Origin of the sequence: Novipirellula artificiosorum (assembly GCF_007860135.1) — a bacterium.
Taxonomy (GTDB): Bacteria; Planctomycetota; Planctomycetia; order Pirellulales; family Pirellulaceae; genus Novipirellula_A; species Novipirellula_A artificiosorum.
Genome location: NZ_SJPV01000003.1, coordinates 409,607 through 430,980 on the forward strand (window position 1 = coordinate 409,607; position 21,374 = coordinate 430,980).

Annotated in this window: 23 protein-coding genes; 1 reads left to right on the forward strand and 22 read right to left on the reverse strand. The window is 55.4% G+C overall.

The genetic code is table 11. The features are described from left to right. Positions 1–75: 75 nt before the first annotated feature. From Poly41_RS11345 to Poly41_RS34005, 15 genes are all read right to left on the reverse strand, one after another. Positions 76–1,494 carry an aryl-sulfate sulfotransferase gene (locus Poly41_RS11345; RefSeq protein WP_231615595.1) on the reverse strand — a complete coding sequence of 473 codons (1,419 nt, stop codon included), beginning with the start codon at positions 1,492–1,494 and terminating at the stop codon, positions 76–78. A gap of 124 nt (positions 1,495–1,618) precedes the next feature. Next, entirely contained in the window at positions 1,619–1,759 is a 141-nt protein-coding gene (locus Poly41_RS34000; protein WP_197231226.1) for a hypothetical protein, read from the reverse strand. A gap of 283 nt (positions 1,760–2,042) precedes the next feature. Beyond that, positions 2,043–2,171: a hypothetical protein gene (locus tag Poly41_RS35415; RefSeq protein WP_261344892.1), complete on the reverse strand. Its 129-nt coding sequence runs from the start codon at positions 2,169–2,171 to the stop codon at positions 2,043–2,045. 95 nt (positions 2,172–2,266) lie between these two features. Further along, on the reverse strand, positions 2,267–2,614 hold the full coding sequence (locus Poly41_RS11350; protein WP_146526286.1) for a nuclear transport factor 2 family protein: 348 nt from the start codon (positions 2,612–2,614) through the stop codon (positions 2,267–2,269). Further along, complete coding sequence (locus Poly41_RS11355) at positions 2,532–3,080, reverse strand: hypothetical protein (RefSeq protein ID WP_146526287.1); 549 nt, start codon at positions 3,078–3,080, stop codon at positions 2,532–2,534. Before Poly41_RS11355 ends, Poly41_RS11350 begins: the two co-directional genes overlap by 83 nt. Positions 3,081–3,261: 181 nt before the next feature. Further along, the gene (gene acuI / locus Poly41_RS11360) at positions 3,262–4,245 is read right to left on the reverse strand and encodes an acrylyl-CoA reductase (NADPH) (protein WP_146526288.1); all 984 of its coding nucleotides are present in this window, start codon (positions 4,243–4,245) and stop codon (positions 3,262–3,264) included. Continuing rightward, the gene (locus Poly41_RS35930) at positions 4,227–5,705 is read right to left on the reverse strand and encodes a hypothetical protein (protein WP_456237820.1); all 1,479 of its coding nucleotides are present in this window, start codon (positions 5,703–5,705) and stop codon (positions 4,227–4,229) included. The genes acuI and Poly41_RS35930 overlap by 19 nt, the downstream gene beginning before the upstream one ends. Before the next feature lie 152 nt (positions 5,706–5,857). Then, on the reverse strand, positions 5,858–8,968 hold the full coding sequence (locus tag Poly41_RS11380) for an efflux RND transporter permease subunit (RefSeq protein WP_146526292.1): 3,111 nt from the start codon (positions 8,966–8,968) through the stop codon (positions 5,858–5,860). Beyond that, positions 8,965–10,413 carry an efflux RND transporter periplasmic adaptor subunit gene (locus tag Poly41_RS11385; protein WP_231615596.1) on the reverse strand — a complete coding sequence of 483 codons (1,449 nt, stop codon included), beginning with the start codon at positions 10,411–10,413 and terminating at the stop codon, positions 8,965–8,967. Before Poly41_RS11385 ends, Poly41_RS11380 begins: the two co-directional genes overlap by 4 nt. Positions 10,414–10,531: 118 nt before the next feature. Next, positions 10,532–11,227, reverse strand: a complete 696-nt coding sequence (locus Poly41_RS11390; protein WP_146526293.1) for a transposase — start codon at positions 11,225–11,227, stop codon at positions 10,532–10,534. Between the two features lie 124 nt (positions 11,228–11,351). After that, a complete protein-coding gene (locus Poly41_RS11395; protein ID WP_146526294.1) occupies positions 11,352–12,725 on the reverse strand; it encodes an alkyl/aryl-sulfatase in 1,374 nt (457 codons plus the stop codon). Between the two features lie 54 nt (positions 12,726–12,779). Next, a complete protein-coding gene (locus Poly41_RS11400) occupies positions 12,780–14,123 on the reverse strand; it encodes an alkyl/aryl-sulfatase (RefSeq protein WP_146526295.1) in 1,344 nt (447 codons plus the stop codon). Positions 14,124–14,211: 88 nt separating this feature from the next. Next, positions 14,212–14,661: a MarR family winged helix-turn-helix transcriptional regulator gene (locus Poly41_RS11405; RefSeq protein ID WP_146526296.1), complete on the reverse strand. Its 450-nt coding sequence runs from the start codon at positions 14,659–14,661 to the stop codon at positions 14,212–14,214. Further along, on the reverse strand, positions 14,651–15,112 hold the full coding sequence (locus Poly41_RS11410) for a hypothetical protein (protein ID WP_146526297.1): 462 nt from the start codon (positions 15,110–15,112) through the stop codon (positions 14,651–14,653). The genes Poly41_RS11405 and Poly41_RS11410 overlap by 11 nt, the downstream gene beginning before the upstream one ends. 277 nt (positions 15,113–15,389) lie before the next feature. Then, a complete protein-coding gene (locus tag Poly41_RS34005) occupies positions 15,390–16,010 on the reverse strand; it encodes a GNAT family N-acetyltransferase (protein WP_197231227.1) in 621 nt (206 codons plus the stop codon). Between the two features lie 260 nt (positions 16,011–16,270). On the opposite strand from Poly41_RS34005, the gene Poly41_RS11420 reads away from it, so the two are divergent. Beyond that, on the forward strand, positions 16,271–16,858 hold the full coding sequence (locus Poly41_RS11420) for a sodium:calcium antiporter (RefSeq protein WP_146526298.1): 588 nt from the start codon (positions 16,271–16,273) through the stop codon (positions 16,856–16,858). Positions 16,859–17,062: 204 nt separating this feature from the next. On the opposite strand, the gene Poly41_RS11425 is transcribed toward Poly41_RS11420, so the two are convergent. From Poly41_RS11425 to Poly41_RS11450, 7 genes are all read right to left on the reverse strand, one after another. Next, a complete protein-coding gene (locus tag Poly41_RS11425) occupies positions 17,063–17,461 on the reverse strand; it encodes a thiol-disulfide oxidoreductase DCC family protein (protein ID WP_146526299.1) in 399 nt (132 codons plus the stop codon). Positions 17,462–17,464: 3 nt separating this feature from the next. Then, complete coding sequence (locus Poly41_RS11430; RefSeq protein ID WP_390621421.1) at positions 17,465–18,073, reverse strand: SOUL family heme-binding protein; 609 nt, start codon at positions 18,071–18,073, stop codon at positions 17,465–17,467. Between the two features lie 186 nt (positions 18,074–18,259). After that, a complete protein-coding gene (locus Poly41_RS11435; RefSeq protein WP_146526301.1) occupies positions 18,260–18,529 on the reverse strand; it encodes a toxin-antitoxin system HicB family antitoxin in 270 nt (89 codons plus the stop codon). Continuing rightward, the gene (locus tag Poly41_RS34010) at positions 18,498–19,013 is read right to left on the reverse strand and encodes a fructose-bisphosphatase class III (protein ID WP_231615597.1); all 516 of its coding nucleotides are present in this window, start codon (positions 19,011–19,013) and stop codon (positions 18,498–18,500) included. Before Poly41_RS34010 ends, Poly41_RS11435 begins: the two co-directional genes overlap by 32 nt. Then, positions 18,946–19,356 (reverse strand): fructose-bisphosphatase class III, encoded by a 411-nt coding sequence (locus Poly41_RS34015; protein WP_197231228.1) that lies wholly within the window; start codon positions 19,354–19,356, stop codon positions 18,946–18,948. The genes Poly41_RS34010 and Poly41_RS34015 overlap by 68 nt, the downstream gene beginning before the upstream one ends. A gap of 191 nt (positions 19,357–19,547) precedes the next feature. Beyond that, on the reverse strand, positions 19,548–20,441 hold the full coding sequence (locus Poly41_RS11445) for a phosphatidylserine decarboxylase (RefSeq protein ID WP_146526524.1): 894 nt from the start codon (positions 20,439–20,441) through the stop codon (positions 19,548–19,550). A 292-nt stretch (positions 20,442–20,733) separates the two neighbouring features. Then, positions 20,734–21,006 (reverse strand): hypothetical protein, encoded by a 273-nt coding sequence (locus tag Poly41_RS11450; RefSeq protein ID WP_146526302.1) that lies wholly within the window; start codon positions 21,004–21,006, stop codon positions 20,734–20,736. Positions 21,007–21,374: the final 368 nt, after the last annotated feature.

Below are 21,374 nucleotides of genomic sequence, written 5' to 3' on the forward strand. Positions count from 1 at the left end.
AGGCAACGAGTCCTTCAGCACGGGACGAGTTGCCTCGTCCACTACCGACTGCGCCACTAATAGTGATACCGTTCCTTACTCAAACAAATTCGCTACTTGCTCGGCGGAGTACTTGAACGCTTTGAAGGCAGGAGCAGGACCTTTGTAGCGAACGATGACATCCCCATCAGACGCAACTTCCCAGACCCGTCTGCCCACCGTATCGGTTAGAAGTGTGTTCCCATTGGGCAAGCGGCGAGCTCCACCTTGAAAGGGAGCGAAAAAGTCTTTGTGTTCCCAGAACCAAATTTGCTTCGCCTCAAACGCTCCAGCTTTCTCGATGACGTAACGCCCGTTATCAACAGTGGGACTAATTTCATGGACGTTGCTAATTCCCTTTAACTGTTCCTGGGCGAGCGCGGCAGCCGCTCCACCAGTGCCGACTCTGGCTATGCTGCTCGTGCCTGTATTGTTATTGAACACCAAGAGATTGCCGGCTCCAGGAAGACCTTCGTCAACCCAGTTGGCGTCGTGTTGATTTTGGAAGAGCCGTTCTTTCTCCGTGCCCCTCGCGTAGGCAGCGGGATTGCCGTATCGGAACAGCAGGTCTCCTCCCTTGCCCCTTCGACCGCCTGTGGAGCTCGCGGCTTGTTCGGTGGTCGTGCTGTGGTCGATCAACCAGATTTCGCTGTAGATAAAGGAGCTGACAACGATCTGATCCATGCCCGGGTGATAGTCGAGCGCATTCAAATGCTGCCGCACAGCATTCATTGGCGCATAGCTTCTGGGGAAGTGGCCATCGATCTTTTCCGGATGATCGGCGATGACACCGTAGTTGGCCGCTTTGGCATCTTGATCCTGAATCATGTGGTCAATAAAACGCCAATACCAGACGATTTCATGGGAATCCTTTTCCAGGTTGGGTTTGATCTCCAACACTCCATCGGACCAAACCGTTTTCCCTTTGCCGGCCGACCAACCAGCCGCCGCCGCTTCTTTCGGGCTGATTTCTTCGTAAATTAAAACCAGAATATTGCCGTTGGGCATGGGCAACATATCGTGGTGAAAGGTGATTTTGTTCCCGTTAAAATGAATGTTCTTTGCACTCAACTCCCAGACTGCTTGTCCAGTTGTGTCTGTGATCTGAAGCGTGTCGGTGACGGCCACTGGCTGCCCCGCAACATATTTTCGATCCCTAATGCCCATGCGCAGCAGGCCACCGGATTCCAGTAAGTACGAGGTATGTCCCCCTCCCGTTAGATCGGTATCCCAGCGATGAACTACCTTTCCCTCAGCATCGAGAAGCATTGCGTAATTAACAACATCGGTGGCGAGTTCATCCGCCTGGTGCCAAAACAGGTAGCCTAGGTACAGCTCGTCAGGCAAAGCCAGATCAATTTTTTTCATCACCGCATCACCGATTGATGCGATTGTTGTAGATTGCTGCCGCTGTCGAGGACGTGCATCTGCTTGCCTGTTGGGCCGCCCGGTCGCGTTGTCCGCATCCTGAGCCATCGTTGTGGTGGCGACGAGCAGTGAAACGATCAGCGAAAGAGTGAATCGGGTCATCGGAAATTCCTTTGTTGTGCTGCGGTCTAATGATTCACATCGACGACGATGCGACCCCGGATTTTGCCATTCAATATCTGTAGTTGACGGTGGTATATTCGACGGCGATCGCGACGCTACCTTCAGGCAACCGGTCTTCGGTCAAATGCTGCACGGCAGCGGAGACTTCGGCTTCACCGGATTGTTCAACAACAAGAGCTTTGAATGTCATTCGTCTTTCTAACGTATAAAGGTCGTTAAAGGCACCGTATCTGCATCGATACGAGTTTACCGCTGTCTAGCGTCCGTGTTCCGATTTGCACGAATCCTGCCATTTGATGAAAGTTCAATGAGTCGGTATTCGGCGGATCGACATCCATCTCGGCCGCGATCGATAGCAGATCGGCATTCTTCGCCCAAAACTGAATGTGAGAGTAAAACGCACGGCCAACGCCGGAACTGCGACAGGCTCCCCCATCGCTTTAGGAACTCAATGAATCTCGCTCGACCGTTTTTCACCAAGTCAACTCTCCATCAAAGGGTTGTAGCACGGAGTTGGACTCCGCGAATGCGAAGATGTAGAACAATTGTCCCAATTGTTTACCCATCATGCTGGCGTAGCCAGCGTGAACAGTTGAGGACAACTGTTCTACAAAAATATGTCAGCCCCTCCGTTACCACTTCACGGCTAAAACTCGCAGGATGGTTTTCATCTTGTCTATTTCCTTCGCCAATTGGTTTAAAATAGCGGATGTTTGCTTACGCTGTCCTTCAGTTTTACGGACTGGACGATGGTCCAGTGCTCGTCGATCTTTCCAGCGTCATTGAAACGGAAAACGTGAACAACGATCCGGCGGGCGGGCGAGCCGTCGTCCGCCGCCTTGATCTCTCTGTGGGTTTGCAGATAAACGAGGTCGCCGTCCGCGGCCACCAGTTTGAAAGCGACTTTTGATTTCGGATGATCTCTCCAAATCGGATTGGTTTCGAGCGATTCAACCAGCGCGTCAAATCCATCGCCAATACGTGGATCGTGCTGGATATATTTTCCGGCATATTTCCCGGCGGCTTCGTAGTCGCGGTCGCCCATCACGAGCTGGAAAAAAAACCAGCGCTGCCTTTTTGTTGGCCTCGCTCCTGTCCGCGGAAACCGCCGGGTAGAGCTTGGCCGCGATGCCCTGGAGATCCTCTTCGCCGCTGCAGTCCGGGTATGCGGCTTTCATTTCAGCAACGAGTTCGTCCGCGGTGTTTGCCTTCGCCGCAATCTGCCGCAGGGTTTCCAGATAGTTGATCTGGAATTCCAGGTCTTCAATACCCGCTTTTCCGATGCCATGCGAGCCCAGCAGGAGGGTGTAGCCGGCAGCTTTGGCTTTCAGGGCGTCAATCAGCGCGCCGTCGATGGCGGGTTTGCTGCCGATCTGGTTTTTCGAGGCATGGCGGCCTTCGGCCGGCGCAAAATGCTGGTAGTACACCTTGTCGCCGATGTGTGCCGGCGCAAAAAGCGTTGTCGAAACGATGGCATCAACCCCGGACCCGTCGGCCCTGAGATGCCTCATGGGGGAGTAACAGATGGACTTCTGGCCGATACCATTCGTGACTCATGCTGGCCGGGCGCGCTCGCTCGATTCGGGACAGGTGTTGGAATGACGGAAAATCATTTGAATTCGGAGCGGGGAAGCCGTTGCTCTCCATGCGATTGTTCGGCTTCTCCTCTATTCCGATTTGCTGCCTTGCAAGTCAACGGTTCACATCGACGACTATTCGTCCTCTTACTTGGCCGCCGAGTAGTTTCGATGAGAGTGGTAGCACCTCTGCCAAGCCTACCTCCCTGCTGATCGTGGCGAGCTTCGACGCATCGAGATCCTTGCCCAGGCGACGCCATGCTTCGAGTCGTTCAGGTCGGGGACACATCACGCTGTCAATGCCTGCCAGAGTAACGCCTCGCAATATGAATGGCGCGACGGTGGCCGGGAAATCCATGCCACCCGCCAATCCGCAGGCTGTGACGACCCCTCGGTATTTAATCGACGCGCAGACATTCGCCAGTGTGCGGCTGCCGACAACATCCACCGCACCAGCCCAGCGTTCTTTGCCCAAGGGCTTGCCGTGCTTCTCAAATACGGCACGATCCAGGACCTCCACCGCACCCAAACTCTTAAGATAGTCGGCTTCCGATGCTCTGCCGCTCACGGCGACGACGGTGAAACCAAGCCGGGTCAGGACGGCCGTCGCTACGCTGCCCACACCGCCTGCCGCGCCGGTCACCAGAATTTCTCCGTCGGCGGGTGTGAGGCCGTGCCGCTCCAGCGCCAGTACGCAGAGCATCGCGGTGTAGCCTGCGGTTCCAATAGCCATCGCCTGCTGCGGTGTGAACTGCTCCGGCAGAGGGACCAGCCAGTTTCCATTCAGGCGTGCCTTCTGGGCAAGTCCGCCCCAATGCGATTCTCCGACTCCCCATCCATTGAGAATCACGGGGTCGCCTGCTTTGTAATCGGGATGTGTCGAGTGCTCCACTGCGCCGACCAGGTCAACGCCGGGCACCATCGGAAACTTGCGCACCACCGGCCCCTTGTTCGTGATGGCCAATGCGTCCTTGTAGTTGAGCGTCGAATGGCTCACTCGCACGGTCACATCCCCCTGGGGCAATTGCCCCTCGTCGATGTCTGTCACTGAAACGCGGAAGCCCGCGTAGTCTTTCACGATTAAGACGCCTTTGAACATGCAATCTGCCTCCGCTGAGGTTGATGAGTTGTTTGGAAAATGTCTCCGAAAGTCGTGAATGACCATCTTTTCAAAGCAAGCGAAACGCTGCACCTGCGTCCTAATAGAACAGCGCCACTTAGCTCGTAACGGTGGCATCCTGCCGCCGACATGTTGTTTAACGGTCCTGATTCCGGCGGCAGGATGCCACCGATACTTAAGTGGTGCTGTCCTACTAAGCCATCGCTGTGGTGGCGGCGAGCAGTGACGTTACCGGTCGGCAAACGGCCTTCCGTCACCCTCTGCACGGCAGCGGAAACTCTGGCTTCGCCAGTTTTCTCGACGAGCAGGGTGTTGAATGTCATGATTCGTTTTCCTTTTCTGACGAGTTGGCGGTTGCCTCGGTTTTCTTGCCCCACACGCACTGATCCACCGAGAATCGTCCTGCTCCTGTTAGCATGAGTGTTGCATAAACCGCGAGATAGCAGGCAGCAAGCTCCTTCTTTTGCCACGGATCGCCGCCGTGAACGATGAACAAGGCGACGATCATCGTGAAAGCCAGTGGAATCGCTGAGAGCCGCGTCGCAAACCCGACAATGATCAACAGCGAACACCCGAACTCGGCCCCAATTGCTAGAATCAGGCTTAGTTGGCTGCCGATTCCAATCGGATCGGTAGACAACCCCCATTCCGCCGCGTCCGATCTCGGTGGTCAGATGATACTGGCCGTATTGGCGTGCGGACTCCACGTCATGGCGGATCGAACGAACAAAGTGTGCGGCAAAAGTCGCAATGACGGCGGTTGCAAACAAAACAAATGTCGTGGTAAAGCGAGGTGGTTCTATCCCCTCAAGACCGTTGGTGGTCGCAAGTTGAACGGCGCTCATGGCCGTGGCAACGATTGCATACGTGAATCCCACGATAGCGGTGCGACGCCAGTTCGAGGGAATGAACATGGCGTACGTTGCGATGAACAATCCGACGACACTCCCGCTGCCCGCCACCAGAGCGGGAAAACGGTATGGTTTACCGATTTCAATCAATCGGGTCGTTTCCAAATACTGCATCATCATCACTTCGACCAGCGGAACGACAATAACAACGATCTCGATCCTTCGGAGATGCGAGAGCGTGATGCCCGGTCGCCGCCAAAGTAACGTCGCGGAGCCAAACAGGGCTGCAGCAGCAGTCATTCGAGATGTTAGCGACGCGACGGACACCGTTCCCATAATGAAATTCATGACTTGCGCGACAAGCATCATCGTGGCGATGATCACCATCGCGATCATCAGGCGTTCGCGCAGCAGCAGCCGCGTGGATTCATCGAAGAGGTCGGCCACCCGATCGCCGGAACGACTTTGCGAATCGACTCGGATACGCGATTGGTCCATCGGATTCGCAAGGACGTTGGTCTCGGCCAACGCTTGAGTTGGATTGTTTGGGTCGAGATCAGTCGTTGGTTCAAGATCAACAGGCATCATGAAGCTCAGAATACAGGTCAGGGAGTTTAGGTCGCAATCTTAGTTCGGCTTTCGCACTTTCCAGGCGGCGAAGCCGGCCAGTGTAGAACAATTGTCCCAATTGTTTCGCCGGCGAAGCCGGCCCACACGGATGAACATTTGGGACATATGTTCTACATTTGATTCTCTGTTCTCTGTTTTGTCTTGGCTATCAACCCGAAATCGGCAAGGACGACGTAGGCGGCGGGGATCGCGACTAGCACGAGCACGGTCGAGCTGAGCAGACCGAAGCAAACGCTGACGGCGAGGGGAATGAGGACCTGAGCCTGGCGGCTGGTTTCAAATAGCAACGGTGTTAAGCCGGCGATGGTGGTAGCCGAGGTGAGCAGGATGGCCCGGAAACGCAGCCGACTGGCGCGACGCGCGGAGTCCACAACGTTGGTTCCAGTGGTACGCTCCTGCTTCAAAAACAGCACCAACAGAATCGAATCGTTCACGACCACGCCGGCCAAGGAGACGAATCCAAGGACACTGGGAATCGAAAGCGAGTTGCCCGTGATCAGGTGACCCCAAATGACGCCGATCAAAGCCAACGGAATGGCCGCCATGACAATCAGCGGCTCGGTCCAACTCTCAAACTGGTAGCTGAGGATGACGAACACGCCGATCAGCCCCAACACGAATGCCTGCATCATCGAGTTTCCGGTTTCGGCGGATTCCTGAGACTCACCTTCGATCTGAATGTCAACGTTCGGATGTTGTTTTTGAATTTCCCCGACGGCCTCTCGTCGAAACAGGCCCATCAGACTAGCCGTATTCGCGACGCGCGTGTCGACTTCGCCGATCAAGGTCACCGTGCGTCGACCGTCGAGGCGGGCAATTCGCGACCATCCCGTGGCGACTTCAACTTTGGCAACGGCTGAAAGCGGCACACGACTGCCACCAGCCAAAACAACGTGGAAATCACTGAAGTCCGCCAGAGAGTCGCGATCCGCCGATTTCAAACGAGCGACGATTTCGTATGCTTCGGAACCAACTTGAATCTCGTCCGCGATGGTGCCCTGGAACGCGGCGCGCACCTGATCGGCGATCGTCGTCGCGTCCAGACCAAGCCCGACCGCGCCCTCATCGAGGCGAATGCGGTATTCTTGTTTTCCAGGCCGCAGGTCATCCGTCAGGTTGTACACGCCCTTGTACTGATCGAAAAACGTGAGCGCCTGCTGTGCTGCCTGCTTGGCAGCGCTGATATCGTCACTCTGAAATCGAATTTCAATCGGACGTCCGGCAGGACCAAAGCTCGCTTCGCCGTACGTCACGCTAATCACGTCAGGGAGTCGTCCGACCGCCTCCCGCCATGCCTGAACGACGGCATCGATCCGAGTTGCACGATTCTCGGGACTTAACAGGTCCGCCGTCACGGTCGCCACATGCGAACCGGACTCAAACGCATCCGCGTTGGTTCCAAACTGGACCTGCACGGTTTCGACCAATTCCCTGCCCTCTGGCTGGTCGGGCGTAAAGCGTCGATTGACTTCTTCCAGACCGGCCGAAATTCGCTGCACAATCTGTTCGGTGCGGTCCACCGGTGTGCCCTGCGGCAGCAGGATTCGTGCTTCAACGATCTCGCCTTCTGTAGTGGGAAAGCCTTGAAATGGGACAATACCGCTGACAACCAGTGCCAGCGAAACCACAAACAGGGCGGCAAGGCTGCCCAGAAACAGGTAACGCCAGCGGATTGCGGCATCGACGCACGTGCCGGTGACCGATTCGCGCAGCCAGTCGAGAACGCGATCGATTCCGCCGCGGAGTCGGCCGGGACGATCCAGGCCCGTGTGTGCGAGCGAGTGACCAAGGTGAGCCGGCAGGATGATGAACGCTTCAATCAGGCTAACGGCCAGCACCAGGATCAAAACCATCGGAATGACTTCCAGCACCTTGCCGATGAATCCTGACAGTGACGCCAAGGGCCCCAGGACACAGATCGTCGTCAGGAACGAGGAAACCACGCCGCCCGAGACTTCCTTAACGCCGTCAATCGCAGCTTGCATGGCCGACTTGCCGAGGCTCAGATGACGGGCGATGTTCTCCGAGATAACGATCCCATCGTCCATCAGAATGCCTGTTGCCAACAGCATAGCCACCAAGGTGATCATGTTGATCGTCAAACCTAGCATCGGCATCAGAAACAGCGCGCCGAGGAAGGACACCGGCAAGCTCATGACAACCCAGAACGACATTCGCAGGTTAAAGAACAGCCACAATGTACAGAACACCAAGATGACACCTTGCACGGCATTCTTGAGGACCAATTGCAATCGATCGCGGATCAAGGTCGACATGTCGTTGACCACAACCAGGCTCAAGAGCGGCTGACGCTGACGCTCGAGCTCAAGAAACTCGTGCACCGCGGTGGTCACTCGGATGGCGTCCTGCGCTTTCGTCTTTTTAATCCGCAGCACCCCAGCCCGTTCATTTCCCAGCAGGCTCTTGACCTCTTCATCCTCGAACACGTCGACAACCTGGCCGAGATCGCGCAGACGAATCTCTGCTCCACCCCTGGTGCCCTTGATGATCAGATCCTCCAGCTCCTCCGGTGTGCGACGTTGTTCGACGAAGCGCAGCAGCACTTCGTTCTCGCGCGTTTCCAGCGAGCCGGCTGGCAGATCGATCCCCTGCCGTGCAATGATACGGGCGACATCGGCGGCAGTCAGTCCGTAACGCCGCAGCGCTTCATCAGACAGTTCAACGCGAAGCTGACGGTCGGAAAACCCTTCCAGTTCGACCAGCGAGACTTGAGGCACCTGTTGCAGACGATCCTTCAAGTCCTCGCAGTAGATCTTCAGATCTCCCGTCGGCAACGGGCCGGAGACGAGCAAAACCATGACGGCTTCGGTTCGTCCGATCTGCGTGATCACGGGATCTTCGACATTGTCGGGAAACTCGGTGATCGCTTCGACCTCCGACTCGATGTCGTCCTGGAACAAAGAGATATCGGCGCCGTCACGCATTTCGACGGTGATCACTGCAACGCCCTCCTGCGCCTCGGAGCGTACTTCTTTGACGTTTTCCACACCGTCGACTGCGTCTTCGACTCGCCTGCAGACAGTCTCTTCGACTTCCTCGGCCGTCGCACCGAGATAGAGGATGCGGATTTGGATTTCCGTCGCTGAAAACTCCGGAAACGTTTCCCGTTCCAGCTTCGGCAGTGCAAACAGGCCTGCAACGATAAATAGCAGCATCAACAGGTTGGCCAGTGTCGGATGCCGCGCGAATCGATCAATCATCGCTGGCCCCCAACTTCCGCGGGCTGCTTTTCTAGCGATTGCGATGGCGGCGACGAACCAGCATCTACGCCACGGGCGTCAGCAATCAGTCGCTCACGCAGTGGGTTATCCTTGAGCGGTTCGACTAGCATGCCTTCGATGGCCGGCGTGGGATCGGAGACAACCAGCGTTTCTCCGCCGACAAGCCCGCTACCAATGACGGCGAATTCATCCTGCTGGAACACGACCTCCACTGCCTGCCGTCGCAGACGCTGCTCGCCGTCGAGCACATAAACGTGTCCGACGTGAAGCGCATGTCGCGGAACGATCACCTGGTCACGCCGAGGTTGCCCGATCAACGTCACGCGGCAGTACGTGCCTTGCAGCAATGGCGGACGCGCGCCGGGAACCACTTGCTGATAGGGATCGTCGACGCCCACGACCAAGCTTAAACTACGAGTTTGTGGATCGAGCGACTCGCGCACTCGCATGAATCTCGCCGACCAACGAGCCGGTAAATCCCCCGAAGCCATCTCGACGATCGCTTGCACGTTGAAGATATCGCGCACCCGCTGCATCGAGATTTCCTCAAACGCAGCCGCGCCGTTCGGATTGTGAATCAGCCGCCGCACTTCGCGCATCGGTGCTTGGGCTTCCACTTCGACGAGGTCATTGCTGTAAGCTTCAAACAGCGACTGTCCCGCTGCGACGTACTGGTCGACATCCAGCGTAACCGTGCCCAACCGGCAATCGAACGGCGCACGAATTTCCGTGTGCTTCAGGTCCAATTGCGCCTGAGCCAATTGGGCCTGTTTGAGTTCGAGATTGGCTTGCTGGCTTTGCTTTCGAGCCGGCAGAAGGTTCAACGCGCTCCTTTGCTCCTGAAGTCGCTGCTGCTGCGTCAAGACGGATCGCTGTTGAGCGTCGACTTCGGATTGCGCCGTGGCGTTTCGTGCAACAAGTTGTTCAATGCGTTTCATCTCTCGCTGAGTCACATTTAGCGCATCTCGCTCAATCTTTAAGGACGCCTGCAGGTTTTCTTCGGTCCGCGTTAGTTCCTCGATGAGGGCCTTTGCCTGCCCGATCTCCGCCTCCAATTGAGCGACTGCATACTGGTATTCCGTCGGATCGATCTTCAGTAGCACTTGGTCTTTGCTAACGAACGAACCCGATTCAAGTTCCGGATGAACCTCGACAATTCGACCATCGACCTGCGCGACGGCCTGCCACGTTTGTCCGGGTGTGGCCGTTCCGTAACCAACCAATTTCGGCAGCACATCGACAACGGGAACCTCGATGACACGCAGCATCCGCGATGCTTCGTCGGCGACCTCAAGCTCCGGCTGTGGGCGATTTCCTACGATCCATACAGCGACCACCACGCCCACCAGCAACGGCGGAACGAACAATAGTCGACTACCCCATCGCTTTAGGAACTCAAAGAATCTGGCTCGACTGTTTTTCACCAAGGCAACTCTCCAATAATTAGGTAGCAACACGTATCGGTGGCATCCTGCCACCGATACAGGGGACGGCGGCAGGATGCCACCGGCCAGCACTCGCGGCGGCAGGATGCCACCGATACTATTCGAGACGGTAAGTGGCGTCTTGCAATATGTATTCGTGCGACGTCAACTTCGCCTTCTCCGGATTTGCGCGAATGTAGTTCTGGAACGCTTCCAATTGTTCGGGGTCTCGCACGATGTGGTCATAACTCTCTCGCATCCAAAATGGTCCCTCCACCCCCAACTTTCGATTGATCGCGTTCGCAGTGAAACTCTTCACAGCCTGCAAGATGTCTTCCAACTCGAAGCCATTGATCGGTCGCATTAGCACATGAACATGATTCGGCATCACGACGAAATTACCGGTTAGCACGCGATCACCGTGAAAATGCGTCAGCGAGTTCGCGACGATTTCTGCGAGATCAGGACGCTTTAACACGCAGCTTCCGTGTCCCGCGTCGAGATACTTGTTGAGCTTCGTCGCCATGGTCCGTTCATAAAGACGCTGATCGTTCTTCGGCAATTGCCCAACGGTGTTCTTCCAGTCGAATCCCTCCGCGCTTAGCGGCTTCGGGTCGATTCCTCGATGAAGCAACCACTGGTCACGTTCGTATTCAAACTCGCGAATGACACCGACTGGGAGCGCGTCAGCAAGTCGGTATGTCACAAAGTAGGTGCAATTCTCTTGACGCCAATGGGGAAGAACTCCGTGATAGTACACGCGGACTTCGCCTCGCTCATCGAAACCACGAAAGGGTATTTTCTCTTCGTTCATAGGCGTTCAATAGTATCGGGGGCTTCCAGCCACCGCTGAGTGAAATGCTTGATCAAAAGGCGGCAGGATGCCACCGATACGTGTTACTACCGCAACGCTTCGCGCGTTCCGCTACGGTCAAACTCTAGAACCACACTTCACTCAACTGACCTGATTCAAGCTCATTGGCGTAGCTGAGGTAGTAGTTGCGATTCGGAGCATTGAACTCGCGTGCCGCCAAACGTCGCAGAGCCGTAATCTTCACCTTGCGGGCCAGTTTCAAGTCGCCATCATCCAACCATTTCACGTGGTCTGCGAGCTCCAACGCCCACTGGTAGTCTTGCTTCGCCAGAGCGGATTCCATTTGCTCGGTGAGTTTCTCTGTGCCGCCGGCCAAGTCGGCCATTTTTTGCGCCTTGAGTTTTGGCTCGAGGGGATTCAACGTCGTCGGATTGCCGTCGTACCAGCCCAACAAGCCGGCATAGATTGCTCTTACCGCATGCGGCACCGCGCCATAGAACTGGATCAAGTACGGTTTCTCTTTCAGATGATCGGGAAGTTTGACTTCATGCGCGAGCTGGTCGGGACTCTTGCCAGCGTTGATGCCGCGAACCGTTTGGTCATACACGCTGCGAATCGCTTCGCTGTAATCTTTCAACGCGGCGGTGGCGGACGCTTCTCCCCGGATGGGCATCGTATGCCCTGGAACCAAAACGTGTGGCCTAAACTCTGCCATCTTCGCAACGCTTTCTGACCAGCTCAGCACATCGCGATACGCCGTGCCCCGAATCGCATACAGGTTGGGGAACGAACTGTAGAAGTTGTCGCCCGCCAGCAACACCTTCTGCTTGGGGAGCCAGATGAACATGGCATCGTCGGTTTCCCCCGGGCCGATATGAAACTCGATGTCGACACCCACGATCGTCGTTTTCAGACCGCTGCGCGGAACCGTCACGGTAGGGGGAAGGTGCCCTTTGCCGCGATCGCGATCGTAGGTATTCGCCGGCGCAACGCCGCGGTTGGTGCTTTCTGACGGCGACAGTTTCCGTCCGAACTGACGCACATTGCGTTTCATCTTGACTGGATCCACCGCCTTGTTGACGCCTTCAGCGGATCCGAAACTTTCTGTGGCGTAGATGTCTGGTCGCTCACCGCCCACAAAGGCACTGGCTCCACCGATGTGGTCGCCGTGGCTGTGGGTGTAGATGATCGCCTTGACCGGTTTGTCGCTGTACTTCCGAAAAGCTTCAAACGCATTCGCAGCACTGGTCGGTCCCATGAGCGTGTCAACGATAATCACACCGTCGGTGCCGACGATCATCGACGTGTTGGCTCCGTGAAATCCAACGGCCGTGAAGACGTTGTCGGCGACTTTGACGATCCCCTGCTCGAATTGTTGCTGTTGCGCATTGAGCATCTTCAATGCGATCTTCGGTTCGACCTGCGTTTGTCCGTTCGCAACTCCGGCTGCCAGCACCGCAACTACCAGTGGGATAAATATCCCTGAAGTTACTTTCATATCTTGATCTCCTCTAAATCGGGTTAAAACAGTGGATGTTTGCTGCCGCTAACATCACTCCCTTAGCTCGCGGGCGACGGTGAGGTAATAATTGCGCGCGGTTGCGTTGACCATGTCGCTGGCGAGCTTGGTCAATGCGTTCGCTTTGACTTGTTTCGCGTCTTTGTCGTCGGCGTTGATGGCAAGCAGGTGATCGGCGAGCTGTGCTGCCCATTGATTGTCGTCTGCGGCCAGCGCATCGCGGGCGGATTGCAATAGCTTGTCGGTTCCTCCGGCCAGCTTCGCAACACGCAGAGCTTCAGCCTTCGGTGAGAGACGGAACAAATTGGAAGGATTGCCGTCGAACCAGCCGAGGTAGCCGTTGAAGACGCTGCGCACTCCCCACTCCGGATGTCCGTAGAACGGTTGCAAGTAATCCTTGCTGGCGAGGTCTTCGGGAAGTTGCACGTACTCGACGAGTTCATCGGGCATGAGTCCCTTGTTCATTCCTTCGACCGTCTTGTCGTGAATGAACTGAACGGCGGAGTGGTAGTCGGTCAGCACTTGCTTGACTTCGGCCGCGCCTTTGATCGGATTCGTGTGTCCGCCAACGAGCGCCTCCGCGTCATAGGCGGCAAGCTTTCCGAGACTCTCGGCCCACAGACGAACGCTGCGATTCGGAGTCCCACGAATGGCATACAGGTTTGGAAACGATCGGTAGAAGTTGTCGCCGGCGAACAGAACTCTGCCTGCCGGATCCCAAACGAAGAGTCCATCGTTCGTTTCACCGGGCGCTGCAACGAGTTCAAGTTCCAAGCCCGCAATGTTGATCGTCTGTCGGTCGTTTTCAAGAAAATGGGTCGGATTCGTTCCCGCGCGGGACGAGAAAACTTCACCGCCCCGTTTCGGATAGCGAACCGGCGCGACGCCGTTGTTGATTCTCTGCTCAGGCGGCAGCGTGAATCCGGCTTGCCTTGCACCTCGCACGTTCTGGTACGTCAGACCACCAGCCTTCCATGGTCGGGCTTCACTGCCAAAGTTGATGTGTGCCCAAATCTGTGGCCGTTCGTCGCCGAGAAACGCCGGCGCTCCGCCAGTGTGGTCCCTGTGCGAGTGCGTGTAGATAATGGCCTTGACCGGCTTGTCGGTGATTGCGCGAAATTCCTTTGCAATTCTATTAGCTGCCTCACCCATCATTCCTGTGTCAACGATGACGACACCGTCATCGCCAATGATCATCGAGACGTTCGATACGCTGTAGCCAACCGCGACGTAGACATGGTCAGCAACCTTGACGATCTGCTCGGTGAATTGTGCGTTTTGGTTTCTTAGCCGCTGCGTTGCGTCATTCGCTCCCTGGGCTTGGATTGAACTCGCACCGAGTACCAAGAGGCAAAGCGTAGTTAAAAGTTTTTTCATGAGACTACTCCTTCGAGAAAGTTTTAGCGGAACGGCGCAAGCCGTCCGGTGCTACGATACTGGAGGGCTTGCGCCCTACCGCTACAAGTTATTTGGTTAGTTCCTTGGTTAGGTTCCTCTGCATCTTCCGCAGAACGTTTTGCGTCGCTTCCAGTTCTGACTTCGAGATGCCCGTTATGGTCGTTTTTCGCAAGTCGTCTAACAGTGGGAGGACGGTTTGAAGTTTCTGCTCGCCGCGACGAGTCAATCCAACCATCACGATGCGAGCGTCTTCGCTCGATACGCTCCGCTCAACAAACTTCTGCTCGACGAGTCGATCCAACTGGCGTTTCACGGTCGTCGGATCACGAATCATCAACGACGCCAACTCGTTCATGCTAAGCGGTTCACCAGCGTCTGACAGAGTTATCAACGTTTGGGTTTCCTCCGGCGAGAACGGCCAACCGGCACTCTTCAGCACCGCGGCCATTCCCGCACGAATCAGGTAAGCGACGCGGCCGATTGCGAATCCTGGCGAAGACTCAGAGTCAAAGTGCATTTTCGCCTCCATGCGAATCCGGAGTCGAGACGGGCGTAGGCCCGGCAAAGATTGGGCGATACCAATCGAAATAGCAGTAAATCAGCAGAGCACAGGCTGCGAAATCGGGAATCCCGACGACGAGGTATTGATGGGCAAAGAAGATCACGTACAGCAGGATATTGAACGCATAGGGCAACGCCATCAGGATCGCGAACGGCGCGGTCCGAGGAAAGAACATCAGCCCACCAGCGACCGTCTTGAACAATCCCACCCAGAAAATCAGGTAGCCCGTCTTCGCGAGCGCAATCATGAATTGACCAACTTCATCCGGTGTCTGACCCACAGGATAGCCGCGCGTGGCGAACCCCATCGTCATGATCCCGGTGCCGAACAGAAAGATTGCGAAGAGTATCCGTACGACGAAGGCGAGGCGTGGAAGTCGAACGCTGCGTGTTTCAGATGGAGCCATATCACTCAGTTGATGGGAGTTGAGATTGCACGTTTGTTCATCAGGCTCGCGTTCTTAGCGGAACGGCGCGAGCCGTCCGGTGTCGAGGCCTCGCCAATTCCTTAAAAAACCAGCCTGCTTGCGCCGCTCCGCTAACGAAAACACATCTCGATTTAGCGGTATTGGGCTCACGCCCTTCCGCTAAAAGGCATAGCAGCAACTACACGAGCCTGTTAGCTGTATCTTACAGCTTTATGTCAGTTAGTCAAGGCTTGCAGAAAAAAGTTTGACGCGGGCTTCACTCGATCCAGTACTTCGGATGGTCTAAGGCTCCTGAGCATCGGACGGTTCCCTCGCAGTTTTCAATCGTTCCGGGCGTCAGTTCCGCCACCATCCACGCATCTGCGTTTTGAGGTGGGATCGGGTAGGTTGCTTGCAAACCCTGAACACCGGCTGGCTTGAACCCGAATCGTGAATAGTAATCGGGATAGCCGAGGACGAAGACGAGGTTCACGCTAGAGTCGGCCAACTGGCTCAACCCCGCTTGAATCAAACGTCCGCCAATTCCCTGGCATTGTCGATCTTGAACAACGGCCAGCGGTGCGAGAATCCTTGCACTGACTTTCTTAGCGGCAGGGCGCGAGCCCTCCGGTGACATACCGGGCGGCTCGCGCCGCTCCGCTAACAACTCCGGTTCAACTCTCACGGATGTAAATAGAAGGTGGCCAACCAATCCGGCATCAGTCTCAGCGACGAGCGATAGCACCGGCTCGCCGGAAGCGTCATCGAGCATCTCATCGACCAGCTTGACGATCACCGGACCTTCGTCCTTGCCAAAGGCGTTCATGTGTACCGCAAGGATCGCATCTCGGTCCTTCTCCGTGGCGACGCGAATCTCGACTGTCTCTTGCGTCATCATTAAAGAGCCAATAATACGAGGATGCAACTGCCGTCTTTGACAGAAGCTACGCATGCCGATTCGCTGGCCTTTTTTTCGGCTCCGGGCGGCATCGCTATTTGCTTCAATCAGGCGGTGGGGGTGTGTCCTAGTGTTTACGATTCTCGACGATAGCGGACTCGTCTATTTTGGCTGCCTGACTATCCCAGATTCAAACGCACTCTACAATGCACTCAATTGAAACTGTTCACCGCTTTTACTGAAGTTAACGCTAACGCTCCATGGTCTATCTTTTCCTTGTGCTTGGCTTGGTCGTGCTGGTCATAGGCGCTGAGTTTTTGGTGAGGGGAGCTGTAACGCTGGCAGAGGTCGCAAGGATATCGCCTTTGGTCGTCGGCTTAACCGTGGTCGCGTTCGGAACCAGTGCCCCTGAACTGGCGGTTTCTACAATCTCCGGTCTCAAGGGTGACTCCGCAATCGCGCTCGGGAACGTAGTCGGCAGCAACATCTTGAACGTGCTGCTGATTCTGGGCATCTCGGCGGTGATCGCTCCCCTGTCGGTCTCGTCGCAACTGATTCGTTTGGACGTGCCGATCATGATCGGAGTTTCGGTCTTTGTATGGCTCGCGGCCTGGGACGGTTCGATCGGACGAGGTGAAACGGTGTGCATGCTGCTGGCGTTTGTGACCTACACCGGTTGGCTGATTCGTTCCGGACGTAAAGAAACGCAAGCACTTGCCGATGATTCGACGGTGACCTCCAAAGCCGCCAGTTTCAAAGATGATTTCCGCGGCTTTACTGGGTCAACCGGTTTCTGGATCTGGACTTCAAAATCGAACTCGCCAGGCTCGAAGTCCAAGCTGACGTAACAGGATGCCGGTTCAATTCCATTGATTTTCCAATCAAGCCAATGTAACCACGACAAGGATTGCTCCCACGCTTTGATTGACGCGTAAAGCCGAACGGTCATCGGATGTCAGCGAAGCACGCGCTCGCCCAAATGGCGGCGACCGGAACGTTTGGCAACGCCTACTACACGTCCGCGGAAAACCAATTCGACGCGATGCGAAAAGTTAGTTCACTTCGCAGGTTTCGGTGGTGCAGCGACCGGTTAACCGGAGGCGGTTCTTGGCGAAGGCTTGGTAGCCGAAATTGAGGGCACTCGAGATGCCGGGGAGGCGGGTTGGCCAGACGAGCAGCCCGAGGCCGACGGCGGCGTAGAGCTGGCGGAAGACTTCGACGCCAATGATCCATTGGCCGTCAGGAAGGCGACCGTGGATTTCATCCATGAACTGGTCGGGGGTTTTTCCGTAGTCTGCGGCGCTGAAATCTTTAGCGGCGATGTCGGTGAACTGGATGCGGTTCTTGCGATCGAGCCATTTCAGCAGCTTGATTTCACGCAGGCACAATGGGCACTCGCCGTCGTAGAAGACCTCGACCTTATGGTCCGTGGATAAAAATTGGTTGCTCATGAACTACTTCAACCGGATCAGGATTTCGTTCCGCCGCAGTGGGCCAGGTGTGAATGGTGGATCGTAGGAAGCAGATTCGACGCCGCTACTTTCAGGCGACTCGTCGGCAGCAAGGCCTTTCGATTCCATCCAAGCTCGGAGCTTCGTTTCGGATTCTTTGGCGAGCTTTTTGTTAATCCGGCCGGAGAATCGGAGGACTGCGAAGCGTCCGCCAGCTCGTTTGCGGACGTCGACATCGGGACCAGTGGGCGATGGCACGCCTTCGACTGCGACTTCCTTTGGCATCACGAATCCCATCTGAACTTCCGAATCCGCTTTGTCGTTTTCCATGAACACTGGCGTCGTCATCGAGATCTTCTGCTCGGACTCGTTCGCACCGCTGATGTAGCGGAACAGTTTCATGAAACTTCCGTCGCGACCTTGGGCGTCAATCTGGGTGGACGTGGCGACCAGCATCAGGTCGGGGTACTCGCGGACTTCAAAGTTGCCGTCGGATTCGATGACCTTGTATTCGGCTGATTCATAGCCGGCTCGAGTGGACTTATTGAACACAAACACCCCAATCGCGACCAATACCGCGATACTCGTGAAATACACCATTCGTTTACGCATCATCCATTCACCCAACGAAAATTCTCAGCGACGATTCGGAAATCGGATCGTTCAATATAGAAGGATAGGCGGCTGACAAGGCGGAATGAAGTTTGAAGAGTGAAGGGAGAAGAAAGCGGACTGCGATTTCCGGGCTATGAAGTCGGAGGATCGCGTGGTGAGCGGGCACCGACTACTTCAAGCCATTTACTGGCCCGAGACTGCTCGCTCAATCTCGGCTGGAGTCGGCTTGGTTCCGGCTTGGGTCTTGGACATGAACTTCATCACTCGTGCATGCAACTGTTCCCGATCGACATTGCTTAGCCGGTCGCCCATCATCGCGAGCGTCTCGGTCTGAGCGATCGTGGCTGCAAGCGTTGCGTTGATGTAACTGTTTAACGAAACGCCCTGTTTGCTGGCCAACTCTTGCGCCTTTGCTTTTAGGTCATCTCGCATTCGCAAGGAAAGCATTGCCATGATCAATTCTCCAGGTCATAAAGTACATCGCGCCATGACTGACAAGCCATCGCATCTGCTCGCCCAGCTTCTGACTACTGACGAACGAGTGCCGAAGTCCTTTGAGGAACAATTCCTCTTCGGGGGAAAGCTGATAGGGTTTGTCCGGATCGATGGTGGGGAAACGCGTGTCGCGAAGGGGATACTGCACACCATCGAGTTCGATCGACCCATCGTCGTAGTCGATGAGGTGCAACAAACGCCGGTGATCCATATCCCATTCCGGACGGCGCTGGAGCATTTGACCTTCGAGTTTGAACTGCATGACGGCTGCAGCTTTCTGCATCCGTGCAACCAATTGCATCGGACGCACCCCGGTTCTCGGGGGCATGAAATGCTCGGCGGGGTCATCGCCATAAACGGTTTGTGCCAGATGTTCAAGCGAGGTCAGTGGAATGCTGTAGCCTTCGTCGATCTGCGTAATCCGACGGTAACGCAGGGACACGCGCAGCACGTTGCAGATAAGTGCCGGATGCCCGAGGTGTGCTCTGAGCCAGGCGACAGGGGGATAAAAAAATCAGCGTAAGAAAGTCGCGAAACTCGTCCGCATCCATGTGATCTCCGAACAACTTCTCGACCAAAGGCCGCAAAGATCCGGAAGCATTGTTGATCACATGTCGCAGCTTTTGGTCTTCGCCATGAATATCGCTGATGACATGAATCGTGCCCTTGGGCAAGGTGCGGATGGCCGAGAGCCTCGCAATTTCCGCCATCGCAGAATCGATATTCGGAAAACGTTCGGCGAACAGACGGAGAATGGTAAGAGATTTCTCGGATGGATTTGGCATAAGATAGTATTCGTGATCTTTGCTGTGTAAAAAGATCAATCTTGTTGTCGATTCCAGTCAAACGTACCCCCCCTCGGTCGACACCCCGAACCAGCCGACCACCTCCTCAAAGCCTTCAAAGTCGACTGGATGTGCTACCAACCGTCAGGAGACTCGTGCTGGAATTCTTGATCTCGTATTGCTTTACCCGGCTAAACCGACGTTCCCATGTGGTCGCCGACTCTGGCGTACAGTTCTCGGTTCTGTTGTGAGTTGTCGACAAGGTCTTGATCAAACTGAATACGGCCAGGTTCAAAAATCGTGATCGTGGACGAACCTCCAAAACGAAAGTAACCTTTCTCGTTTCCCTTTGCGACCTTCGCTCCTTCGGAGTACGTTTGACAAATCCCTCCCACGCAAGTCGCTCCGATTTCCATGACAAGGACTTGTCCAAACGATTCCGTTTCCAGCTTGGTCAGGCACCGCTTGTTTGTCGTCAGAATATGAATGTTCTGACAGAGCGCGATCGGGTTCACAGAATACAGGGGGCCATTGACTAGTCTTGTCGCGCTTGGCACACCCGCAATCGGAAAGTGAAAGCGGTGGTAGTCGACGGGACACAATCGCGAAAGAAGTAGACTCCCCTGAGCGTATTGGTCAGCCAGATGCTTATCATCCAGTAACGTGGCCAGGTCGAACATTTCGCCTTTGACGAACAGTCCTTCGCACCGCGAGAGGTCTGGCACGCACAAATGGCGACCGTCTGCGGGGAACACGATCGATGAAGCGTCCGGATCAATCGGCCTCGCTTCAGGTTTGAGCTCCCGAAAAAAGAACTCGTTGAAGTTCGCGAAGTCATCGACGTCACGCACGAACTCAGACGCATCGAGCTCATAGTTCTTTATAAAAGGCGCGATCTTCTTTCGTGTGCTAGGACGATCCATCTTCCATCCATACCAATGCGAAAACAAAGCTCGCTTCACCAGGACGCTCAGAGAGATTCGCCCGCCCAGCGTACCATAGGTCCAACGCAGGGCTTTGTCGCCGTAGATTTTTTCAACGCACGCTTCGTCGCGGTATCGGTCGTAATAGACGATTTCATCCATATTCACAAACTTCATCAACAGGAGGCTCGCTGCGGTGCTGCCATTGTATCGGAACAACCACCAAGTGAAACCGCTGTCTGAAGTTGCATGATCTGGCTACCCATGCATGTGGCTTGGTATGCTCCGTTCTGGTCACGAGAGGTTTCGTAAAACTCAGCAAGTCCGATCAGTTCGGGTGGCCACTTCTTGAGTCCGGCTGGCACGGGAGCCTCGACAGAAAACCAAAGCTGAGTCAGCTCTCGAGTTCTAACAAGCTGGCTTGGTCACTGACTGGCGAGTCTTCAGCCACACGCTATTGCACGATCGTACAAGGTGGACCAACTTTAATGGCAGTGAGCTCGTCGTAGTCGGGCTCTGAACCATCCAGTGCAATGAAGATGGTTGAACGCCCGTTGTTCAATTTCAATCCAGTGTACCAAACATCGTACATACCATCTTCACCGTCCATGTACATGATGTTGCCCAACTCGCAATCTGTTTCCTGGACGGTATAGATGCTTGGAGACGAGCGAGTGCACCCAACCAAGAAGATGCATGCGAAAATTGCATACACAAGAATCTGCATTACTTCTCCGCGTCCAAGATTTCCTGCAGCTCGTCGTGCATCCGCATCAGATCTCGAAAAGTATGCTTTGCCCTGACGGGATCGACCGTTGGACGCCATTTCAGTGGGGCCGAGAGCGACGTATCAAAGGGGATCCCCGTAAGCAATGTCTGTGATGAAACACTGGCTCTGGGAATCGTGCGCCAGGACGGCGTCTTAGACCCAGCATCATGCGACAGTACGAGTCGTAGGTTTCGCAATAATGGGGTGCCGATTTCGAATGCCGCGGAGACAACCATTTTCGCCTTGTTTGCCTCCTCGGCAGGTATGGGCGTGAGCACAAATCCAGTCGGTAGCAATTCTGATTCAGTAGAACAGAGTTCTGCACG

Excerpts from the sequence above, each read along its gene's own strand:
- Poly41_RS34015 (WP_197231228.1), bottom strand. The coding sequence starts at position 19,356 with ATGCCAAATCCATCCGAGAAATCTCTTACCATTCTCCGTCTGTTCGCC.
- Poly41_RS11435 (WP_146526301.1), bottom strand. The coding sequence starts at position 18,529 with ATGGCAATGCTTTCCTTGCGAATGCGAGATGACCTAAAAGCAAAGGCG.
- Poly41_RS11420 (WP_146526298.1), top strand. The coding sequence starts at position 16,271 with ATGGTCTATCTTTTCCTTGTGCTTGGCTTGGTCGTGCTGGTCATAGGC.
- Poly41_RS11395 (WP_146526294.1), bottom strand. The coding sequence starts at position 12,725 with ATGAAAGTAACTTCAGGGATATTTATCCCACTGGTAGTTGCGGTGCTG.
- Poly41_RS11345 (WP_231615595.1), bottom strand. The coding sequence starts at position 1,494 with ATGGCTCAGGATGCGGACAACGCGACCGGGCGGCCCAACAGGCAAGCA.
- Poly41_RS11400 (WP_146526295.1), bottom strand. The coding sequence starts at position 14,123 with ATGAAAAAACTTTTAACTACGCTTTGCCTCTTGGTACTCGGTGCGAGT.
- acuI (WP_146526288.1), bottom strand. The coding sequence starts at position 4,245 with ATGTTCAAAGGCGTCTTAATCGTGAAAGACTACGCGGGCTTCCGCGTT.
- Poly41_RS11425 (WP_146526299.1), bottom strand. The coding sequence starts at position 17,461 with ATGAGCAACCAATTTTTATCCACGGACCATAAGGTCGAGGTCTTCTAC.
- Poly41_RS11380 (WP_146526292.1), bottom strand. The coding sequence starts at position 8,968 with ATGATTGATCGATTCGCGCGGCATCCGACACTGGCCAACCTGTTGATG.
- Poly41_RS11355 (WP_146526287.1), bottom strand. The coding sequence starts at position 3,080 with ATGAGGCATCTCAGGGCCGACGGGTCCGGGGTTGATGCCATCGTTTCG.
- Poly41_RS34000 (WP_197231226.1), bottom strand. The coding sequence starts at position 1,759 with ATGACATTCAAAGCTCTTGTTGTTGAACAATCCGGTGAAGCCGAAGTC.
- Poly41_RS11350 (WP_146526286.1), bottom strand. The coding sequence starts at position 2,614 with ATGGGCGACCGCGACTACGAAGCCGCCGGGAAATATGCCGGAAAATAT.
- Poly41_RS34005 (WP_197231227.1), bottom strand. The coding sequence starts at position 16,010 with ATGATGACGCAAGAGACAGTCGAGATTCGCGTCGCCACGGAGAAGGAC.
- Poly41_RS11430 (WP_390621421.1), bottom strand. The coding sequence starts at position 18,073 with ATGCGTAAACGAATGGTGTATTTCACGAGTATCGCGGTATTGGTCGCG.
- Poly41_RS11405 (WP_146526296.1), bottom strand. The coding sequence starts at position 14,661 with ATGCACTTTGACTCTGAGTCTTCGCCAGGATTCGCAATCGGCCGCGTC.
- Poly41_RS35930 (WP_456237820.1), bottom strand. The coding sequence starts at position 5,705 with ATGATGCCTGTTGATCTTGAACCAACGACTGATCTCGACCCAAACAAT.
- Poly41_RS11450 (WP_146526302.1), bottom strand. The coding sequence starts at position 21,006 with ATGCAGATTCTTGTGTATGCAATTTTCGCATGCATCTTCTTGGTTGGG.
- Poly41_RS11410 (WP_146526297.1), bottom strand. The coding sequence starts at position 15,112 with ATGGCTCCATCTGAAACACGCAGCGTTCGACTTCCACGCCTCGCCTTC.
- Poly41_RS11445 (WP_146526524.1), bottom strand. The coding sequence starts at position 20,441 with ATGGATGAAATCGTCTATTACGACCGATACCGCGACGAAGCGTGCGTT.
- Poly41_RS11390 (WP_146526293.1), bottom strand. The coding sequence starts at position 11,227 with ATGAACGAAGAGAAAATACCCTTTCGTGGTTTCGATGAGCGAGGCGAA.